The organism is Actinomadura spongiicola (assembly GCF_003432485.1).
Lineage (GTDB): Bacteria > Actinomycetota > Actinomycetes > Streptosporangiales > Streptosporangiaceae > Spirillospora > Spirillospora spongiicola.
Genome location: NZ_QVNQ01000003.1, coordinates 713,926 through 733,619 on the forward strand (window position 1 = coordinate 713,926; position 19,694 = coordinate 733,619).

Here is a 19,694-nt window from a genome sequence, read left to right on the forward strand (position 1 = left end):
GCGCGGCCGTCCCCGGACGGCCCGGCGACACGTGAGGCTTTGCCACGCTTTTCACATGCGCCAAGGGTGACAACACCCTTCCCCGCCTATAAAGGAGTCACGTGACGTCGACTCCCGCCAGGGGGATGGGGACATGGGCCAGACGGACGAGCCGACTGTGGACCCGGGTGCGCTGAGCCCGGCTCAGCGCCTCGGGGACGCGTGCGTCGTCTGCCGCAAGAGGTGGCCCCGGCCGCGCGTTCGCGTCGGCCGCCTGCCGGACTCGACCGGGGTGTTCGCGTGCGACGACTGCGCACCCACTCCGCCGGTACCCCGCGCACGGCGGGGCTCTCGGGGGTCGCTCACGAACGCCGGACGGCCCGTCGGGGAGCGGCCGTCGGCGATGACGCCGGTGCCCTCGTCATGGACGGACGCCGCCGTCGTGGAGGTCTCTCCAGGAAAAGGGTGACCCGGGCGTTCGGGGGGAAGTCCGGGACCACCCGTGAGGCGCGTCCGGCTGGGGGCGGTCGGGCGCGCCGGAGAGCCCTCCCCCGCCGCTACACGTGCCGCTACGTGTTCATCTTCGTGGACTGGATCCACGTCCTCGTCCACTCGGCGTAGTCGGTGCAGTCCTTCTCGTCGGACTCCTTGGGCTCGACGCCGCAGGCCTTCGACGGCGCGTGCGCGAAGATGATCTCGTCGAGGTAGTCGCGGTCGCCGACATGGTAGGCGGCGCAGAAACCGGGCTTGAGGCGGTCGCCGGAGCAGGCCTGCGGGTTGGCGGGGGCCACCCCCGTCCACTCGGCCACCTGCTGCTGGACGTCCGGTGACGCCGTCCACTGCAACCACTGGTACATGCAGTTCGGGTGCTGCACCCGCGCCCCGATCATCCAGGCGTCCATCCAGCCGGTCACCCCCTCGGACGGGATGACGCCCTGCACGGGACGGGAGGCTCGGTTCAGGACGTCCACCTGGTACGGCCACCCCTGCCCCAGCACGGCCCGGCCGCCCGCGAACGCGCTGACGGCGTCGGCGGGCCTCTCCCAGTACTGGCCGACATGCGGGCGCTGCGCGGCCAGGACGCGCCCAGCCGCTTCGAGTTGCTTGGGGGTCAGCGAGTACGGGTCGCGGATCTTCAGCTTGCGCCGTTCGCGTTTGAGGTAGAGCGCGGCCTCGGCGATGGCGAGCGGGCTGTCCCGCATGACCAGTTTGCCGGAGTACCGGCGGGCCTCGTCGGGGTCGAACAGCGCGGCCCAGCTACCGGGCGCCTGGACGGACCTGGTGTCGTACATGAGGAGGTTGACCCCCCACACGTACGGGATGCCGTAGTGCTTGCCGTCGCGCCGGAGGAGCCCGCGCAGCTTCGGCTCCAGCTTCTTGTAGCCGTCCACGAGGTCGGGGTTGACGGGCGCCACCCGGTTCTCGGCGATGAGCCGCCCCGCGACCTCGGGGGGCGCGGCGACGCCGTCGTACCGGCGGTCGTCGTCGCGCATGAGCTCGGCCATCTCCTCGGGCGTCTTGACGACCTTCAGGCCGACCTCGCAGCCGGTGCGCTCCTGGAACGGGGTGACCCAGTCGACGCGCGGGTCGGTCCTGCCGCTCTCGACCACGCCGGGCAGCGTGAGGAGGTTCAACATGCCCTCGCCGGGGCCGAGGGTGCTCGCCACCTGGGCGAGGCCGACCGGTTCCTCCTCGTCGCCGCCCCGGACGCCGAGGCCCGCGGCGGTCAGCGCGAGGGCCGCCACCACGGCCGCGCCCACCTTCACCCGCATCGTGGCCTTCAGCCGCATCCCGCTCCCCGAGTTTCGCGCTCCGGACGCCCCGCGCCCGCGTGCGGGGACCCGTCGGCGAGCGTAGCGTCTCCGGCGCCGCGGGAGCGTCCGGGCTCGCCCGTGTGACTGCCCGGTACGGCGTAACGCGCCCGGTCGCACCGCCATTCCCGTCCGCCCCGGCGACCGCGCACGAGTTGTTCGCCGGTGTCGCGGCATTTCCCCTACGACCGCGAGGCGAAACGGCCGGAGATTACCAGGGATCGCGTCTGACGGCCGCGCCGTTCCATATCTTGCAGGTGAGAACAGACTGTCCTATTGGCACGCGATTGGGGTGAGAATTACACGACCGAGGATGTCGGCGAATTTCGGACGCGTTGTTAATGGAGAACCACCACGGCCCCCGGGGGACGGCGGGTGCTGGCGTCCGCGCCATACACGGAGGTTGCTGGAGAGGGATATGGCGCGGGCTGCCGCCCCTCCCGGGGGCCGCGGCGGTCACCGGCGGACGTGGCGAGGTTGGGGAACAGCGGATCACCTTGCAGTGCTGCCTGGCCACGCGATCGCCGGCACCCGACCGGACGGCGACGGTGTGACGCCTTCGAGAAGGAGGAGATTCGAAGGACGTCGCACGTCAGGCCGGGGGTCTTCGCGGGACGGCCCGTCGGACGGCCGGGGCCGGCCGCGCTCGGCGGAGGCTGATGAGGATGCGGCGAGCGTGACCACCTCGATCCGTGCGATGAGCCGCTGCGGCGTATCGGCCTCCAGGAAGTCGCCGAGGCCGCGGCCCCTCGGCGGCAGCGCCCACCAGTGGCCGGTGAACGGGCCGAACCAAATGGTCCAGCCCGGAAATCGCCTTCCGAGCGCGTCCGCCTCTGCGGCGTGGTCGAACCCGGTCATCGCGCGACTCTCCTGCACATCCCGCTCCACCGAACCCTGCGGCTCCGGACCTGGTGTTTTCTACGACGAACCCTGACATTTAATTCATCTCAATTAATTGAGACAGTCAGATTGTGTCGCCGGACCCAGGGGCCGTCAATGGATGTTGGCATTATTCGTCCACCGCCGCACGACGAAAATAAACGACGGGAACGGTGGAGCGGGTGCGACGGGCGGGGTCAGCCGCCGGTGGGGAAACCCAGGTTCACCCCACCGTGACTTGGATCGAGCCAACGGGACGTGACGGCCTTCGTCCGGGTGTAGAAGTGGACGCCCTCCATCCCGTGCGCGTGGGTGTCGCCGAACAGCGAGTCCTTCCAGCCGCCGAAGGAGTAGTAGGCCATCGGCACCGGGATCGGCACGTTGACGCCGACCATGCCGACCTCCACCTCGTTCTGGAAGCGGCGCGCCGCCCCGCCGTCGTTGGTGAAGATCGCGGTGCCGTTGCCGTACGGGTTGGCGGAGATCAGCTCCATGGCCTCCTCGTACGACCCGGACCGCACGATCGACAGCACCGGACCGAAGATCTCCTCCTTGTAGGCGTCCATCTCCGGGGCGACATGGTCGAGGACGGTCGGGCCGAGCCAGAACCCGTCCCCGGCGCCACCGAGGACCCGCGGATCGCGTCCGTCGATGGCGAGGGTGGCGCCCTGCGCGACACCGCTGTCCACGTAGGAGGCCACCTTGTCGCGGTGCGCCCGGGTCACCAGCGGCCCCATCTCCGACTCCGGGTCGTCGCCGGGGCCGACCTTGAGCCCCGCGACCCGCTCCTGGATCTTGGCCAGCAACTCGTCCCCGACCGGGTCGACGGCCACGACCACCGAGATCGCCATGCACCGCTCCCCCGCCGAGCCGAACCCCGCCGACACGGCCGCGTCGGCGGCGAGGTCGAGGTCGGCGTCCGGCAGGACGAGCATGTGGTTCTTCGCGCCGCCGAGGGCCTGGACGCGCTTCCCGTTCGCCGCCGCCGTCGCGTAGATGTACCGGGCGATCGGGGTGGAGCCGACGAAGCTGACGGCCTTGACGTCCGGATGGTGCAGCAGCCCGTCCACCGCCGCCTTGTCACCGTGGACGACGTTGAACACGCCGTCCGGCAGGCCCGCCTCCGCCCACAGCTCGGCGAGCCGCACCGACGCCGACGGGTCCTTCTCCGACGGCTTCAGGACGAACGTGTTCCCGCACGCGATGGCCACCGGGAACATCCACATCGGCACCATCGCCGGGAAGTTGAACGGCGTGATCCCGGCCGCCACGCCGAGCGGTTGCAGGATCGAGTAGGCGTCCACGCGCGTGGACACGTTCTCGGAGAACCCGCCCTTGAGCAGGTGCGGGATGCCGCAGGCGAACTCGACGACGTCCAGGCCGCGGGCCACCTCGCCCGCCGCGTCCGAGACGACCTTGCCGTGCTCGGACGAGATCAGCCGGGCCAGCTCGTCCCGGTGCTCGTGCACCAGCTCGCGGAACTTGAACAGGACCCTGGTGCGCTTGGAGAGCGAGGCGTCCCGCCAGCCGGGGAACGCGGCCTTCGCGGCCGCCACGGCGGCGTCCACCTCCGGCCCCTCGGCGAAATCGACCGTTCCAGACAGGCGCCCGGACGCGGGCTCGTAGATGTCGCCGCGGCGTGCGGCCTCCCCGTCGAACGGCTTCCCGCCGATCCAGTGCGTGACGTGCTTGCTCATGAGGCGGCTTCCTCGTTGACGGCTTCCAGGGACGCGATCAGGATGCCGAGGCCCTCGACGGCCTCGGCGTCGGTCAGGGTCATCGGCGGCGCCATGCGCACCACGTTGCCGTACAGGCCGCCCTTGCCGACGAGCAGTCCCCGCTCACGGGTCGCCTCCATCACGGCGGCCGCCAGCGGCGCGCTCGGCTCCCCGGTGCGCGGGTCGCCCAGCTCGACCGCGAACATGAGGCCCTTGCCCCGCACGTCCCGGACGATCGGAAGCCGCTCGCGCGCCGACGCCAGCCCCCCGATGATCGTCGCGCCCCGCCGGGCCGCGTTGGCCTGGAGGTCGTGGTCCAGGACGTAGTCCAGGGTCGCGTTCGCGGCGGCCATCGAGATCGGGTTGCCGCCGAACGTGGAGATCCCGACGGCGTGCAGGCCGTCCATCAGGTCGCCGCGCGCCACGACCCCGCCGACCGCGAACCCGTTCCCGAGGCCCTTGGCGAAGGTCATCATGTCCGGGGTGACGCCGTGGCCGCCGATGCCCCAGAAGCTCTGGCCGGTGCGTCCCCAGCCCGTCTGGACCTCGTCGGAGATGAACAGGACGCCGGACTCGTCCAGGACGCTCTTGTACGCCGCGAACAGGCCGTCCGGCGGCATCGTGAACCCGCCGACGCCCTGGATCGGCTCGGCGATCAGCGCGGCGACGTCCCCGCCGGTGGCGGTGGCGAGCACGTGCCGCAGGTCCTGCACGCACGCGTCGATGTACCGCTCGTCCGACATGCCGGCGAACTGCGGGAGGTGCCGGTCGGCGCCGTGCAGGAAATGGACGTCCAGCGGCGAGAACGACACGTTCGTCCACGCGCGGTTCCCGGTGACGCCCGTCGCGGCGAACGACCGGCCGTGGTAGCTCTGCCGCATCGCGAGGACCTGCTGGCTGCGTCGCGCGTACGCGGCCAGCAGCAGCGCCGTCTCGTTGGCCTCCGTCCCGGAGTTGGTGAAGAACACCTTCGCGTCCGGAATGCCGGACAGGCGGGCGATCTTCTCGGCCAGCTCGATCTGGCCGCGCAGCAGGTACGCGGTGGAGGTGTGCACGACCCCGGTGGCGAGCTGCCGTTCCACGGCCTCCCGCACCTCGGGCACGTCGTAGCCGAGCATGTTCGTGAGGATGCCCGTGAAGAAGTCGAGATAGCCCTTCCCCTCGGCGTCGGTCACACGGTTGCCCTTGCCGCCGACGATCTCGATGGGGTCCTGATAGTTGAGCGCCATCCAGGACGGCATGACCGCCCGGTGGCGTTTGAGCAGGTTCGCGTGTTCCGACATGTGTCAAGTCTCATGCCGTTCGGACGCCGCGGAAACCCGCAGAGTGTCACGACCGGGCGTCTCCCGTTAACGCTCTGCTCGCGCCCGACACCCTGTCACCAATTGATCATCAGCCTTGACATCCTGTCCGGATATCATCGCGGGTGATGCTGCCCACAGTCGACGACGTCCTCCGGCTCGACGCGGTACGCCGCGGTCAACCGCATGTCGTCGCTGGCGCGGACCGCACCGGCAACCGGGTCCGCTGGGTGCACGTCGCCGAGGTCACCGACATCGCCCACCTGCTGCACGGCGGCGAACTCGTCCTCACCACCGGGATCGCGCTGCCGGACGAGCCGGAGCGGCTGCGCGCCTACATCGCCGACCTCGCCGAGGTCGGGGTGAGCGGCCTGATGATCGAGCTGGGCCGCCGCTATCTCAGCGTCCTGCCGCCCGCCCTGATCGGCGCCGCCGAGGACCACGGCCTTCCCGTGATCGTCCTGGCCCACGAGCCCGCGTTCGTCGACATCACCGAGTCGGTGCACGCCCGGATCGTCCAGGACCAGTTCGCCGAGCTGCGCGCCTCGGAACGGCTCCACGAGATCTTCACCCAGCTGTCCGTGGAGGGCGCCTCCACCGACGAGGTCGTCCGGCAGGTCGGCTCGCTCGGCGGGCACCCGGTCGTCCTGGAGAACCTCGCCCACCAGGTCCTCGCCGCCGACGCGAGCGGCGCCGACCCGTCGGAGCTGCTGTCGGCGTGGGAGACCCGCTCCCGCGCCGTTCGTCCCGGCCGCCGCACCGGCTACGACGAGGCGTCCGGCTGGCTGGTCACCATGGTCGGCGCCCGCGGCGAGGACTGGGGCCGTCTCATCATCGACCTCGGCGCGCCGCCGTCGCCCCGCGAGACGGTACTGATCGAGCGGGCCGCCACCACCCTCGCCCTCGGCCGTCTCCTCGACCGGCACGCCGAGAGCGTCGAACGCCAGGCCCACGGGACGATCATCGCCCGCATCCTCGCGCACGCCTACTCCGACCCGCAGGAGGCCGCCGCCCGCGCCCGGGCCCTCGGCGTTCCCCTGTCCGGCCGCCGCCTCCTCGGCGTGGTCCTGCGACACCGCGGCCCCGGCACGTCCGCGCCGCCCGTCGGGGAGCTCTCCGTGCTCGCCGAGTCGGCCGCCGCAGCCTGCAAGGACGCCCGCCTCGCCGCCCTCGTCGGCGTCCTGGACGAGGGTGGCCCGCACGCCCGCGTCGGCGTGCTGGCATCCCTGCCCGCCCGCACCGACGTCGAGACGGCCCTCACCGACGTCGCCACCCGCATCCGCAAGCAGTGCGGCGACACCGTCATGGCCGCCGGCTCCGTCGTCGAGACGATCCGCGACGTCCGCCGCTCCTTCCTGGAGGCCGAACAGGTCGCCGACGTCGCCGCCCGCGGCTCCGGCGCCCGCCTCTTCTACCGCCTCCCCGACCTGCGCCTGCGCGGCCTCCTCCACCTCCTCCGCGACGACGCCCGCGTCCAGACCTTCGTCGAACGCGAACTCGGCCCGCTCCTGGAGTACGACGCCCAGCGCGGCAGCGACCTCACCCGCATCCTTGAGCTGTACCTGGAGTCCGGCCGCAACAAGGCCGTCGCGGCCCAACAGGCGCACCTGTCCCGCCCCGCCTTCTACGAACGCCTACGCCGCATCGAACGCGTCCTGGACGCCGACCTCGACGACGTCGAGTCCTGCGTCTCCTTCCACGTAGCCCTCCTGGCCCTCAGCTCCGTCCGCTGGGAACGCCCCTGAAACCCCTCACAATCCGTAACCTGGTCCCTACAGCAGGGAGCAGGTTGCTAGGCTCATCTGCATTGGGACGCGGAGTTCAGACCCGCTCGGCTGGGAGGACACCATGAGGGCATTGCCGGCGGACGACATGCCTGACCCCGAGCGGCCTTCCAGCCTCCGGCGAGCCGACGTCCACGGACGGAATGAAGATCACCGACGCGACGAGCCTCTGCCGCCTTGGATCATTCCTCCTGCGGAAGGCTTCAGGGCAGAAGATCTTGACCACCTTCCGCAATTGCCCTCTCACGCAGAGTTGATCGATGGCCGCATCGTCCTCGTGAGCCCCCAGTCCTTCTTCCACATGCTGACGGTCTCGCTGCTCGAAGGGGCTCTTCGCCTTCAGGTTCCTGAAGGGCTGCGCGTCAGCCGCGAGATGACGGTCACGCTGGCCGATCGGCAGCGACCGGAGCTGGACATCCTCGTCGTGGACGCCAAGGGCGTGACCGGGCGAGATCAGACCTCGTTCAAACCCGAGCACGTGGTTATCGCCGTCGAGGTCGTGTCGCAGGAGTCCGAGATACGAGACCGAGAGCGCAAACCCCAGCTGTACGCCGAGGCGGGCATCCCTCATTTCTGGCGTGTGGAGAACAGCGACGGCCGGCCCATGGTCTGTGTCTTCGAACTCGACGCTGGAACCAGGAAGTATGTGGCGACCGGGATCCACCATGATCGGCTGAAGCTCACGGTGCCGTTCGACATCGACATCGACCTGACCGAGATCGACCGGCTCTGACCCGGGTCTCGCGCACCGCGCGGCAACGGCATTCCGCTGATCCGGTGGCATGGACGCGTGCGCGGGCTCTCGCCCTCAGGCACACGGCATAAGTCAGCCGACCAAGCGCTCGGTCAGGGGCATGCAGGGTGAGCAGGGCGTTTCGGGCAGGATGTGGGTCGCGGGGGATGTAGGTCGGCGTGGTGCCGGGCAGAACCATCAGGTGGGACGTCGTCAAGGTCCGCGCACCTTCGGGGTGGAGGAGGAACTGCTCCTCGTCGCCCCCGAGACCGGTGCGCCGCAGGCGGTGTCGGGCTCGGTCATCCGGTACGCCCGCCGTCACGACGAACTGTTCCTCACCCGTGGGCGCCGCTCGAAGCCGCTGGAGCCCGAGTTGCAGCGCGAGCAACTGGAGACCGCCACCCCGGTGTGCACCTCGCTCACCGAGATCTCCGAGCATGTCAGGTCGGCGCGGCTCGCCGCGGCGCAGTCGGCGGCCGGGGTCGGCGTCTCCGTGGCGGCGCTCGCTACGTCGCCGGTCGCCGTCCGCCCGTCGCTGACCCCGTCGCACCGCTACCTGCGGATGGCGAACGCCTACGGGCCCACCGCCGACGAGCAGCTCACCTGCGGATGCCACGTCCATGTCGGCATCGAGTCGCCGGACGAGGGCGTCGCCGTCCTCGACCGGATCCGGCCGTGGCTTCCGCCGCTGCTGGCGCTGAGCGCGAACTCCCCGTTCTGGCAGGGCGCCGACACCGGCTACGACAGCTGGCGGCACCAGGTGTGGGGGCGCTGGCCGTCCAGCGGCCCGACCGAGCTGTTCGGCTCCGCCAAGGCGTACCGGGCGACGGTCGAGGCGCTGCTCGCCACCGGCGCGCTCATCGACGAGGGAATGATCTACTTCGACGCGCGGCTGTCCCGGCACTACCCGACCGTGGAGATCCGCGTCCCGGACGTGTGCCTGGACGCCGACGACGCCGTGCTGATGGCCGCGCTCGTCAGGGCCCTGGTCGACACCGCCGCGGGCGCCTGGCGCGACGGCGAACCGCCCGACCCGGTGCGCGCCGACCTGATGCGGCTGGCGATGTGGCGCGCCGGACGGTCGGGGCTGCGCAACGACCTCGTCCACCCGACCACCCTCCGCGCCGCGCCCGCGCACCAGGTCGTCGCCGCCCTCCTGGAGCACCTCTCCCCCGCCCTCGACCGGTCGGGCGATCTTGAAACGGTCACCCGGCTCCTGCACGGCGTCCTCGAACGCGGCAACGGCGCCCAGTTCCAGCGCGCCGTCTACAGCCGCGCCCACGACGTCACCTCCGTCGTCGCGACCGCCGTCACCCGAACCGTCACGGTGTGACCCGAGCCCGCCCAACGCGTCGTGGGCTCTTGGGGGAGGCCGCACGGCGCGTCGGGCTTGGGCTGGGGTGTCAGCGGTGGCGCTTCTGGAAGGGGAGGTAGCGGTCGGCGCGGCGGGGGCGGGCGAGGAGGCCGGTGGACTCCACGGCGAGGATGCGGTCGAAGCGGAAGGCGCGGACGCCGCGGCGCATGCGGCACCAGCCGACGAGGTACCAGTGGTCGCGGTGGACGAGGCAGGTGACGGGCTCGACCTCGCGGATGGTGACGTTGGCGCCGGCGTCGCCGTAGCAGAGCCGGACGACGCGGTGCTCGGTGATGGCGGCGGCGATCACGCGGGCCCGGTCGGAGGTGGCGGCGTCCAGGGGCGTGGTGAGGGTGGCGAGCGTGGTGGTGATCACATCGTCGTGGGGCGTGGCGTCGAGGAGGGTGTGCAGGGCGCGGCGCGCGGTGGTGGCCTGCGGGCCGGTGCCGAGGTGCGCGAGGGAGAGCGCGAGTGCGGCGATCTCCGCGGCGGAGAGTGCGGTGGGCGCGGGGTCCGTGGTCTGTGGGTGCGTCGCAACGTTCGCCATGGTTCGATTATATGTTCGAGTGCCGACATTCTGGAGGTGTGTGGACGCTCGGAACGAGTCACGTGACGCACGTCCGGGCCGCCGGGCCTGATCGCTTGAGAAGGCGACCTTCCATGCGGAAAACTTGAGCACCAAATCGGGCTCTAATCGGGCGAATCGGGGGCGAGCATGGGCCGATCGTGGACCGGCGTTGAGTGACGCGCGGCTGGACCGGCCCCCGATGAGCCGAGACGAGGCGGACCGCGCGCTGGCGCGGCTCAGGGAGGAGAGGGAACGCATCGGCGCGGCACTGCTCGAACTGGAGGCCCACCAGGGCTACCAGTTGCTGGACGGCGCGTCGCTGGACGGTGAGACGCGACGCGTCCAGTCCGAGGTGCGCGCGGGGGTGGCGTCGCTGTGGGCCCTGTTCGACGTGTACGGGCGCGCGCTCGACGCGGCGGAAAGCCTTCGGGCACGCCATGCCAAGCCGGGGCAGGCACAGCTCAATGAGCTGACCTGGCTGATCGCGGGCCCCTCGGTCGAACTGCCCGCCGAGGAGGTCCCGTTGCACCGGCGGACGCTGTTGTCCGTCCCGTCCGGCGAGAGGCTGACGCTCCGGGCCGTCGTCGAGCGGATGACGCCGATGTACGAGGCGGCCGCGCAGGCGATCGCCGCCCTGGACGCGGTGTGGTCGGCGCTGCTGTCCCGGCTCGCCGAGGTGGAGGCGGAGCGGCGCGCGGCGGAGGAACTGCTGGAGTCCCTCGGCGGCATCGAGCCGGAACTCGACCGGCTCCGGGACGATCTCGAAACCGTCGCCGTCGTCGTCCGCGCCGACCCGATGGCCCTGGCGCGCGACGGCCGTGCCGACACCGCCCGGCTCGACGAGATCCGGGCCGGGCTCGCGGAGGTCCGCCGCGGGTTGGAGGAGGCCGAGCGGCTCCGGGACGGGTTCGCCGACCGGATCCGCGGCGTCGCCGCCGTCCTGGAGCGGCTGCGCGGAACGGAGGCGGAGGCCCGCCGCGTCCGGGACGAGGCGCTCGCCAAGATCGCCAAGCCGACGCTGCCCGAGCTGCCCGAGGCGTCCGCCGCGCTGGCGGACCGGCTGGCCGCCGTGGGCCGTCCGGTGCGCGGCCACGGCTGGAACGACGTCTCGACCCGGATCTTCGACCTGGAGAAGACGGCGAACCAGGCACTGGAACGAGCACGGGAGGCCGTCGGCGTGATCAGCGGGCTGCTGGACCGGCGGGAGGAACTGCGCGGCCGGTTGGAGGGGTACCGCGTGAAGGCCGCGAGACTCGGCCACGCCGAGGACGCCGAGCTGGCCGGCATGTACGAGCGGGCCCGTGAGCTGCTGTGGACGTCCCCCTGCGATCTTCGGAAGGCGACCGTGACACTGTCCGGATACCAGCAGGCCATCAACGCCCGGGTGAAGGGAGCCGACCGATGAGCCAGTGCGCCGAGCCGGGCTGTACCGGAACGATCGACGGCGGGTACTGCGTCCTGTGCGGCGTGGCCGCCTCCTCGTCCCCCGCCCCGCCCGCGCCCGACGCGTGCGCGCAGCCGGGGTGCGCCGGGAAGATCTCGGACGGCTACTGCGACGTCTGCGGCAATCCCCCGGCGAGCGTCCCGAGCGTGCCCGCGCCCCGGCCGCCGGTGGCCGTCCCCGACGACTCCTGTCCCCTGCCCGGCTGCGCAGGGACGATCATGGACGGCTACTGCGACGTCTGCGGCGCGCCGCCCGCCCACACGACCCTCACGTCCAGGGCCGAGGCGTCGGTCCACTCGGGCTCGACGGGAACCGGCTCGTCCGTGCGGACGGGCAGCGCCCGCACCGGGTCGGCGCGCTCGTCCGGCCGCCGCGGGATGCTCGGCGCCGGGCTGGTCGAGGTGCCGCGCGTCCCGTACCGGGACCCGTCCACGGCGGTGATGAGCGATCCGCAGGTCGCCGAGGGCAAACGGTTCTGCAGCAACTGCGACCATCCGGTCGGGCGCGGACGCGGCGGGCAGCCGGGCCGCACCGAGGGCTTCTGCCCCAAGTGCGGCGCCCGGTTCTCCTTCACCCCGAAGCTCCGTCCGGGCGATCTCCTCGGCGGGCAGTACGACGTGCTCGGCTGTCTCGCGCACGGCGGCCTCGGCTGGATCTACCTGGCCAAGGACCGCAACGTCAGCGACCGGTGGGTGGTGCTCAAGGGCCTGCTGGACAGCGGCGACGCCGACGCCAGCGCCGCCGCGGCGGCCGAGCGGGCCTTCCTCGCCGAGGTCGAGCACCCCAACATCGTCAAGATCTACAACTTCGTCCAGCACGAGGGCGACGGCTACATCGTCATGGAGTACGTGGGCGGCCGGTCGCTGAAGGACATCCTGCTTCAGCAGCCGCAGCCCGCGGGCGAGAAGCATCTGCCGCTCGCGCAGGCCATCGCGTACGGGCTGGAAGTGCTGCGCGCGTTCGAGTACCTGCACGCGCAGGGGCTCGTCTACTGCGACTTCAAGCCGGACAACGTGATCCAGTCCGAGGAGCAGCTCCGGCTGATCGACCTCGGCGGCGTCCGGCGGTTGGACGATCCCAGCGGCGCCATCTACGGCACGGTCGGCTACCAGGCGCCCGAGATCGCCGACGCCGGGCCGTCGATCTCGTCCGACCTGTACACGGTCGGCCGGTCGCTGGCCGTGCTGAGCTTCCCGTTCCGCGGCTTCACCCGGACGTTCAGCACCTCGCTCCCGTCGCGCTCCGACGTGCCGGTGCTCCAGCGGTTCGAGTCGTTCGACCGCTTCCTGCGCAGGGCGACGCATCCCGACCCGGCGCGGCGGTTCCAGGACGCGGCGGAGATGGCGGAGCAGCTCACCGGCGTGCTGCGGGAGGTCCTGGCCGCCGAGGACGGAAGGCCGCGTCCCGCCCCCTCCGGGCTGTTCGGCCCCGAACGGTTCACGACGCGGATGGCGGGCGGCGAGTCGGACGCGTCGGCGCTGCCGCCCGTCCCGCCCGAGGTGGCCGCGGCGGCGCTGCCGGTGCCGCTGGCCGACGGGTCCGACCCGGCCGCCGCGTTCGTCTCCGGGTTGAGCGCGCTGGAGCCCGAGCAAGTCGTGGAGGCGGTGAAGAACGCGCCGGAGCGCACGCCCGAGGTCAGGTTGACGCTCGCCCGCGTGAAGATCGAGCTGGGCGCGGCGGACGAGGCCACGGAACTGCTGGACGAGCTGACCGCCGAACGTCCCGACGACTGGCGGGTCGACTGGTACCGCGCCGTCGGGCTCCTGGCGCGGGGGCGGACGGCCGAGGCCGAACCCTGGTTCGACCGGCTGTACGGGCTGTTGCCCGGCGAGGCCGCGCCCAAGCTGGCGCTCGCCTACTGCCGAGAACATACGGCGCCGCGGGACGCGGTCCGCCTGTACGACATGGTGTGGCGCACCGACCAGAGCTACATCAACGCGGCGTTCGGCCTCGCCCGCGTCCATCTGGCGGCGGGCGACCGCCGCGCGGCGGTCGCCGCGCTGGACTCGGTGCCGAAGATCTCCATCCAGTACCTGCCCGCGCAGGTGGCGGCGATCGCGACGGTGGTGCGGGGCCGCAACCCCGCGGAGCTGACGGCCGCGGAACTCGTCGGCGCTGGCGACCGTCTCACCGCCCTCGACCTGGACGCCGAGCGGCGCGACCGGCTCGCCGCCGAGGTGTTGGAGGCCGCACTCGACTGGCTCCTGGACGGGCCGGGCACGGCGGCCGGGACGCGAGGCGGCTCCGTCCTCGGCACGCCGTTCGCCGAGCCGAAGCTGCGCCGCCTGCTGGAGTCGACGTACCGGGAGCTGGCGCGACGCACCCGGGACCGGGAGGAGTGCCGGCGGCTCGTGGACTCCGCGAACGCCGTCCGTCCGAGGACGCTGCTGTGACCGGCGACCCGAACGGCGCGAAGGCGGCGGAGCTGGCCTGCCCCGCCTGCGGGGAGATCGTGTTCGCGGGCGAGGTGTTCTGCGAGGAGTGCGGGCACCGGCTCGCCGGGGCGCAGCCCCCGGAACCGCCCGCCGAACCGGCCCCCGTCGAGGTGCCGCCCGCCGGACCGGCCGGGCGTTCCTGCCCGGGATGCGGCGGGACGGTCATCGACGTGGACGGCTACTGCGGGTCCTGCGGGCTGCGCCAGCCCGCAGAACGCGACCACGTGGAGATGACGGTCACCGCCCGGCGGGGCGGGACGAACGGGACGCGGCCGGTGGTCGCGGCGGGCGCGAGCGACCGCGGACGGCGCTACAGCCGCAACGAGGACGCGCTCGCCATCGTCGCGCACACCGCCGGGGTCGCGGCCGTGGTGTCGGACGGCGTCGGCTCGTCGCAGCGTCCCGACGAGGCCTCCCGCGCGGCCGCCGAGACGGGCGCCGCCGAGCTGGTGGCGCGGCTGGACGCGGGCGAGGACCCGGAGGACGCCACCCGGCTGGCGGCGTTGAAGGCCGCCGCGGCCGTCGCGGCGCTGGGCACGTCCCCGGGGGACGCGCCGTCCTGCACGTACGTGTCGGCGGTGACGCGCGGCGCGGCGGTCACGGTCGGCTGGGTCGGCGACAGCCGCGCGTACTGGCTGTCCGCGGACGGCGCCGTCGAGTCCGCCGAGGAGATCGAGGACGTCGAGCTCGCCGAGGTGAGCACCGGCGACATGGCGGAGCTGGGCCCGTCCCGCCGCCTCACCGACGACGACTCGTGGGCCGCGTTCATGGTGGCCGAGGGGTCGCTGACCGAGGCCGAGGCCGAGGCGCACCCGAACGCGCACGTCATCACGGCCTGGCTGGGCGCGGACGCCGGGGAGGTCCGCCCGCACGTCGCCTCGTTCCGTCCGGCCGGGCCCGGCACGTTGCTGGTGTGCAGCGACGGCCTGTGGAACTACTTCCCGGAGGCCCGCGACCTCGCCGCGCTCCTGACCCCCGGCCTCGACGTCCCCGCCGACAGGTCCGACGCGTCCGCCGCGGCCGATCCGGCGGCCGATCCGCTCGGCGCCGCGCGGACGCTCGTCCGCCACGCCCTGGACGCGGGCGGCCGCGACAACATCACGGTCGCCGTCATCCCGCTTCCGTCCCCCGCCGCCCCGCAGAGCAGCATCCCCCAGAGCACGTCGCCGAGCACGGAGCAGCCCCGATGAGCGAGCAGCCACAGTTCACCGTCAAGATCGACCAGAACAAGTACCTGCCCGAGGGCGGCCGCGAGGTGCACGCCATCGTGTCCGTCGAGGCGACCGCGGCCGAGGGGGCCGCGCCCGTCTCGGCGTCCACCCGGGCGTCCGAGGTCATCATCATCGACACCTCGGGCTCGATGTCCTACCCCGACACGAAGCTGCGGGCGGCGATCGCGGCGGCGAAGGTCGCGATCGACACGCTGCGGGACGGCGTCGAGTTCGCGGTCGTGTCCGGGTCCAACGTCGCCAAGATGGTGTTCCCGGCCCGGCCCGGCCTCGTCGCCGCGACCCCGGAGACCCGGGAGCAGGCGAAGGTCGCGTTGAACAGGCTGAAGGCGTCCGGCGGCACCGCGATCGGGTCGTGGCTGCGTCTCGCCGACGAACTGTTCGACGACGTGCAGGGCGGCATCCGGCACGCGATCCTGCTGACGGACGGCAAGAACCAGCACGAGACGCCTGAGGAGCTCGAAGCCGTGTTGCTCCGCTGCGAGCGCCGGTTCGTGTGCGACTGCCGTGGCGTCGGCACCGACTGGGAGGTCGCCGAACTCCGCAAGATCGCGTCCGCGCTGCTCGGCACGGTGGACATCGTCGCCGACCCGGCCGGTCTCGTCGCCGACTTCCAGGCGATGACGGAGGCGGCGATGGGCAAGTCCGTCGCGGACGTCGCGCTGCGGGTGTGGACGCCGCAGACCGCGAACCTGAAGTTCGTCAAGCAGGTCCTCCCGTCGGTGGAGGATCTGACCGGCAGACGCGTCGAGTCGGCTCCGCAGGCGGGCGACTACCCGCTCGGCGCGTGGGGCGCCGAGGCCCGTGACTACCACATCTGCGTGGAGGTGTCGCCCGGCGAGGTCGGCAAGGAGCTGCGCGCCGCCTGGGTGAAGCTCGTCGTGCCCGGCGCGCCCGGCGAGGAGGCCCAGGTCCTCGCGACCGGCAACGTGCTGGCGCAGTGGACGGACGACGAGGCGCGCTCGACGAAGATCAACGCCCGGGTGGCGCACTACACGGGCCAGGCGGAGCTGGCCGCCGCCATCCAGGAGGGGTTGCAGGCCCGCAAGGACGGCGACATCGACACCGCGACCGCGCGGCTCGGCCGGGCCGTGGTGCTGGCGAACGAGGCCGGCAACGACGAGATCACCTCGATGCTGCGCCGGGTGGTGGACGTCGTCGACCTGGGGACCGGCACCGTCCGGTTGAAGCGCGAGGTCAACAAGGCCGACGAGATGGAGCTGGACACCCGGTCCAGCAAGACCGTCCGGACGCGCAAGGACGAGACCGTGACGACCCTCCGGGGCGAGGGCTGAACATGCCGACCTGCCCCAACGGACACTCCTCGCGGGCGTCCGACTACTGCGACGTCTGCGGCGAACGCATGGTCCCGTCCGCCCCCTCCTCCCCGACCGGCGAGGGCATGAGCGCGTCGGAGCCGCGGCCACCGTACTCGCCGCAGCCGCCCGTGACCGGCAAGGGCGGCGCGAGGCCGTGTCCCGACTGCGGAACGCCCGGCACCGACCGGTTCTGCGAGGCGTGCGGCTACGACTTCGCGACCGGCGGCGGCAGGCCCACGCCGCGGACGGCCCCGGCCAACCCGGCCCCGCCCGTCCCGCCGCCCCCTCCGGCGCCGCCCACGCCCTTCACGCCCACGCCCACGCCACCGTCGCCGCCGGAGTCGCAGGCTCAGCCCGCCTCCCCGGCGCCCGTGCCGTCGACCGTCTGGACGGCCGTCGTGACGGCCGACCGCGACTACTACAACTCGATCATCGCCGAAGAGGGCCCCGACTCGGCGTCCCTCACGTTCCCTCCGTACGCGCCCGAGCGGCGGATCACGCTCACCGGGCGGCAGGTGCGCATCGGACGGCGCGGCTCGTCGCAGCCGTCCCGGCCCGAGATCGACCTGCGCGAGCCGCCCGAGGACCCGGGCATCTCCCACGTCCACGCGGTCCTGCTGGCCAAGCCGGACGGCACCTGGACGCTCGTCGACCCCGGCTCCACCAACGGAACGTGCATGAACGGCTCGATGGAGCCGATCCCGAACAACGTGGAGGTCCCCGTCTCCGACGGCGACCGGATCCATGTGGGCGCGTGGACCACGATCACGCTCATCCGAGACGAGGCGACATGACGGCCGTTCCGCAGGTTCCCCCGGCGGGCCGGCCGGACCCCTCCGCACGGCGGCGGCCCACCTCGGTCGCGCGCCGGCGATCCTCCGGCCGGCTGTGGCGGGCGCCCGGACCGACCCCGACCGGCGTCGCGCGGCTGCTTCCCCGCACGGTCGCGGCCCGCGTCCGGACGTTGACGGCGGTCGCGGCCGTCCTGCTCGTGGCGCTGCTGGCCATCGCGTGGTGGGCGATCGCGAACGCCCGTGAAGGCGTCCGGGTGATCGGGCAGGACGCCGGCCCGCAGGTCGTCGCGACCGGCGACCTTTACTTCCAGCTCACCGACATGGACGCGCAACTCGCGAACGCGCTGCTGATCGGCGGCGCCGCGGGCGGCGGGCGCGACCAGGCCCTCGCCCGCTACGACGAGAACCGGCAGAAGGCGAGTGCCGCGCTGCTCAAGGCCGCCAAGCTCGCCGACGAGCGAACCGAGGACAACACCGCCCGCGACGTCCTCGACGCGCTGGGCCGCTACGAGCGTCTCGCCGGGCAGGCGCTGCTGCTCGACCAACAGTCCGACCATGCGTCCGGGCCGCCGTCGCAGCGGGTCATCGACCTCTACCGGCAGGCGACCGACCTGATGAAGCTGGACCTGCTGCCCAAGGCGTACAACCTCACGCTCGACAACGGCACCCTCGTCCGGCACACCTACGAGGACAAACGGTCGGCCGTCCTCACGGGCCGCACCTGGATCCTCGTCACGGGCGTGGCGCTGCTCGCCGTCCTCACCGGTCTCCAGGTCTTCCTGGCGAGACGCTTCCGCAGGCTGCTGAACGTGCCGCTGGCGGCGGCCACGCTCGGCACCCTCCTGCTCGTCGTCGCGGGCGCCGCGATGCTGTCCGGTCAGGCGAGCCACCTCCGCAAGGCCAAGCAGGAGGGCTTCGACTCGATGCTGGCGCTGTCCCGGACACGCACCATCAGCAACAGCGCCGCCGCCGACGAGACCCGGTTCCTGCTCGACCCCGGACGGGCCGACGCGTACGAACAGGTCTATCTGAGCAAGTCGCAGACCGTCCTGTATCTGAAGGCGGGGAACCTGGACGAGTACAACGCGGCTGTGCAGAAGGACCTGTCGTTCGTACCTGGCCGCGCGCCGTTCCTCGGGTTCCTGGGCACGGAGGCCAACAGGCCCACCGAGTCGGACGAACGACGCACGCAACTGGTGGACGCCCTGAACAAGGTGCTGAAGGACTACCAGAAGGTGCAGGCGAACGACCGTCAGATGCGGAACCTCGTCCACAGCGGGAAACGCGCCGAGGCCGTCGCCGCCCGCGGAACGTCCGCCGCCGACTTCACCGAGTACGACCGGTCGTTGCAGGTTCTGGCGGGCATCCACCAGAAGGCGTTCGACGAGGCGGTGAAGGACGGCGACGACGGTACGGGCGGCTGGTACACCGTGCTGCCGGTCGCGGGCGCCGTCATCGCCCTGCTCGTGCTCGTCGGCGTCCGTCCCCGCCTCGCCGAATACCGGTGGTCCAAGTGAACGGGCGCCGCGTCGCCGCGGCACTGCTCGCGGTGTTCGTCCTGGCGGCGGGCACCGCGTGCGGCATCGCGGACGCGGACGAGACCTCCGTCGCCACCAAGGACACCCTCGTCATCGGCGTCAACGCCGACCAGCCGGGCGTCGGCGAACGCACCGAGAGCGGCTCGTACGAGGGCTTCGACATCGACATCGCCCGGGAGATCGCCGAACGTCTCCGCGTCACCGACGTCACCTTCACTCCGGTCACGTCGGCGACGCGGGAGGAGATGATCCAGAACGGCGACGTCGACCTCGTCGTGGCCAGCTACTCGGTGACGCCCGAACGCAAGGTGAAGGTGTCGTTCGCGGGCCCCTACTACGTGGCGCACCAGGACATCCTCGTCCGCCGGTCCGACACCGCGATCCGGAGCATCCACGACCTGCAGGACCGGCGGCTCTGCCGGGTGCCGGGCTCGGTGTCGTTCCCCCGCGTCCACGACGAGCAGGGCGTCGCCGCGCGGCCCGTGGTCGCGAACGGCTACTCCGGCTGTCTCACCGGCCTGACCGCCGGGGCCATGGACGCCGTCTCCACCGACGACCTGATCCTCGCGGGCCTCGCGTCGAGGCACGGCCGCGACCTCAGGATCGTGAACGCCCCGTTCACCGACGAGCCGTACGGGGTCGGCATCCGGAAGTCCGACGTGAACGGCTGCGAGGCCGTCAACAAGGCGATCACGCGGATGTACCAGGACGGCACCGCCGCCCGGCTCCTGGCCAAATGGTTCGCCCCCGTCGGCCTCAAGGTCACCACGACCGTCCCGCAATTCGAAGGCTGTGTCTGAATTCCGTG

At 72.2% G+C, this 19,694-nt stretch carries 15 protein-coding genes; 10 read left to right on the plus strand and 5 right to left on the minus strand.

Annotated elements, in window-relative coordinates:
* Nucleotides 1-548: 548 nt before the first annotated feature.
* The 4 genes from D0T12_RS12005 to D0T12_RS12020 all read right to left on the minus strand — a co-directional run bounded on the left by D0T12_RS12005 (nucleotide 549) and on the right by D0T12_RS12020 (nucleotide 5,670).
* A complete protein-coding gene (locus D0T12_RS12005) occupies nucleotides 549-1,769 on the minus strand; it encodes an ABC transporter substrate-binding protein (protein WP_117399571.1) in 1,221 nt (406 codons plus the stop codon).
* 513 nt (nucleotides 1,770-2,282) lie between these two features.
* Nucleotides 2,283-2,648 carry a hypothetical protein gene (locus tag D0T12_RS12010; RefSeq protein ID WP_117399572.1) on the minus strand — a complete coding sequence of 122 codons (366 nt, stop codon included), beginning with the start codon at nucleotides 2,646-2,648 and terminating at the stop codon, nucleotides 2,283-2,285.
* A gap of 218 nt (nucleotides 2,649-2,866) precedes the next feature.
* Nucleotides 2,867-4,366: a CoA-acylating methylmalonate-semialdehyde dehydrogenase gene (locus tag D0T12_RS12015; RefSeq protein ID WP_117399573.1), complete on the minus strand. Its 1,500-nt coding sequence runs from the start codon at nucleotides 4,364-4,366 to the stop codon at nucleotides 2,867-2,869.
* Complete coding sequence (locus D0T12_RS12020) at nucleotides 4,363-5,670, minus strand: aspartate aminotransferase family protein (protein ID WP_117399574.1); 1,308 nt, start codon at nucleotides 5,668-5,670, stop codon at nucleotides 4,363-4,365. Before D0T12_RS12020 ends, D0T12_RS12015 begins: the two co-directional genes overlap by 4 nt.
* Before the next feature lie 146 nt (nucleotides 5,671-5,816).
* On the opposite strand from D0T12_RS12020, the gene D0T12_RS12025 reads away from it, so the two are divergent.
* The 3 genes from D0T12_RS12025 to D0T12_RS12035 all read left to right on the plus strand — a co-directional run bounded on the left by D0T12_RS12025 (nucleotide 5,817) and on the right by D0T12_RS12035 (nucleotide 9,538).
* The gene (locus D0T12_RS12025; RefSeq protein ID WP_117399780.1) at nucleotides 5,817-7,433 is read left to right on the plus strand and encodes a PucR family transcriptional regulator; all 1,617 of its coding nucleotides are present in this window, start codon (nucleotides 5,817-5,819) and stop codon (nucleotides 7,431-7,433) included.
* A gap of 103 nt (nucleotides 7,434-7,536) precedes the next feature.
* Entirely contained in the window at nucleotides 7,537-8,205 is a 669-nt protein-coding gene (locus tag D0T12_RS12030) for a Uma2 family endonuclease (RefSeq protein WP_233525988.1), read from the plus strand.
* A gap of 202 nt (nucleotides 8,206-8,407) precedes the next feature.
* Nucleotides 8,408-9,538 (plus strand): carboxylate-amine ligase, encoded by a 1,131-nt coding sequence (locus D0T12_RS12035; RefSeq protein ID WP_233525989.1) that lies wholly within the window; start codon nucleotides 8,408-8,410, stop codon nucleotides 9,536-9,538.
* A gap of 70 nt (nucleotides 9,539-9,608) precedes the next feature.
* On the opposite strand, the gene D0T12_RS12040 is transcribed toward D0T12_RS12035, so the two are convergent.
* Nucleotides 9,609-10,106 carry a helix-turn-helix transcriptional regulator gene (locus D0T12_RS12040; protein WP_117399576.1) on the minus strand — a complete coding sequence of 166 codons (498 nt, stop codon included), beginning with the start codon at nucleotides 10,104-10,106 and terminating at the stop codon, nucleotides 9,609-9,611.
* A gap of 220 nt (nucleotides 10,107-10,326) precedes the next feature.
* Between D0T12_RS12040 and D0T12_RS12045 the strand changes: the two genes are divergently transcribed.
* The 7 genes from D0T12_RS12045 to D0T12_RS12075 all read left to right on the plus strand — a co-directional run bounded on the left by D0T12_RS12045 (nucleotide 10,327) and on the right by D0T12_RS12075 (nucleotide 19,686).
* On the plus strand, nucleotides 10,327-11,532 hold the full coding sequence (locus D0T12_RS12045) for a hypothetical protein (protein WP_117399577.1): 1,206 nt from the start codon (nucleotides 10,327-10,329) through the stop codon (nucleotides 11,530-11,532).
* Between the two features lie 416 nt (nucleotides 11,533-11,948).
* Nucleotides 11,949-13,964, plus strand: a complete 2,016-nt coding sequence (locus D0T12_RS12050) for a tetratricopeptide repeat protein (RefSeq protein WP_456318664.1) — start codon at nucleotides 11,949-11,951, stop codon at nucleotides 13,962-13,964.
* Nucleotides 13,961-15,196, plus strand: coding sequence for a protein phosphatase 2C domain-containing protein (locus D0T12_RS12055; RefSeq protein WP_117399579.1), 1,236 nt, complete (start codon nucleotides 13,961-13,963; stop codon nucleotides 15,194-15,196). The genes D0T12_RS12050 and D0T12_RS12055 overlap by 4 nt, the downstream gene beginning before the upstream one ends.
* On the plus strand, nucleotides 15,193-16,530 hold the full coding sequence (locus tag D0T12_RS12060; RefSeq protein ID WP_117399580.1) for a vWA domain-containing protein: 1,338 nt from the start codon (nucleotides 15,193-15,195) through the stop codon (nucleotides 16,528-16,530). The genes D0T12_RS12055 and D0T12_RS12060 overlap by 4 nt, the downstream gene beginning before the upstream one ends.
* 2 nt (nucleotides 16,531-16,532) lie before the next feature.
* Nucleotides 16,533-17,348, plus strand: coding sequence for an FHA domain-containing protein (locus D0T12_RS12065; protein WP_117399581.1), 816 nt, complete (start codon nucleotides 16,533-16,535; stop codon nucleotides 17,346-17,348).
* Nucleotides 17,345-18,865 carry a hypothetical protein gene (locus tag D0T12_RS12070; protein WP_233525990.1) on the plus strand — a complete coding sequence of 507 codons (1,521 nt, stop codon included), beginning with the start codon at nucleotides 17,345-17,347 and terminating at the stop codon, nucleotides 18,863-18,865. Before D0T12_RS12065 ends, D0T12_RS12070 begins: the two co-directional genes overlap by 4 nt.
* Nucleotides 18,862-19,686, plus strand: a complete 825-nt coding sequence (locus D0T12_RS12075) for a glutamate ABC transporter substrate-binding protein (protein ID WP_117399582.1) — start codon at nucleotides 18,862-18,864, stop codon at nucleotides 19,684-19,686. The genes D0T12_RS12070 and D0T12_RS12075 overlap by 4 nt, the downstream gene beginning before the upstream one ends.
* Nucleotides 19,687-19,694: the final 8 nt, after the last annotated feature.

Bases quoted from the DNA above. Each gene is read 5' to 3' on its own strand.
- D0T12_RS12005 (WP_117399571.1), bottom strand. From the start codon at position 1,769: ATGCGGCTGAAGGCCACGATGCGGGTGAAGGTGGGCGCGGCCGTGGTG.
- D0T12_RS12010 (WP_117399572.1), bottom strand. From the start codon at position 2,648: ATGACCGGGTTCGACCACGCCGCAGAGGCGGACGCGCTCGGAAGGCGA.
- D0T12_RS12015 (WP_117399573.1), bottom strand. From the start codon at position 4,366: ATGAGCAAGCACGTCACGCACTGGATCGGCGGGAAGCCGTTCGACGGG.
- D0T12_RS12020 (WP_117399574.1), bottom strand. From the start codon at position 5,670: ATGTCGGAACACGCGAACCTGCTCAAACGCCACCGGGCGGTCATGCCG.
- D0T12_RS12025 (WP_117399780.1), top strand. From the start codon at position 5,817: ATGCTGCCCACAGTCGACGACGTCCTCCGGCTCGACGCGGTACGCCGC.
- D0T12_RS12030 (WP_233525988.1), top strand. From the start codon at position 7,537: ATGAGGGCATTGCCGGCGGACGACATGCCTGACCCCGAGCGGCCTTCC.
- D0T12_RS12040 (WP_117399576.1), bottom strand. From the start codon at position 10,106: ATGGCGAACGTTGCGACGCACCCACAGACCACGGACCCCGCGCCCACC.
- D0T12_RS12045 (WP_117399577.1), top strand. From the start codon at position 10,327: ATGAGCCGAGACGAGGCGGACCGCGCGCTGGCGCGGCTCAGGGAGGAG.
- D0T12_RS12050 (WP_456318664.1), top strand. From the start codon at position 11,949: ATGCTCGGCGCCGGGCTGGTCGAGGTGCCGCGCGTCCCGTACCGGGAC.
- D0T12_RS12060 (WP_117399580.1), top strand. From the start codon at position 15,193: ATGAGCGAGCAGCCACAGTTCACCGTCAAGATCGACCAGAACAAGTAC.
- D0T12_RS12065 (WP_117399581.1), top strand. From the start codon at position 16,533: ATGCCGACCTGCCCCAACGGACACTCCTCGCGGGCGTCCGACTACTGC.
- D0T12_RS12070 (WP_233525990.1), top strand. From the start codon at position 17,345: ATGACGGCCGTTCCGCAGGTTCCCCCGGCGGGCCGGCCGGACCCCTCC.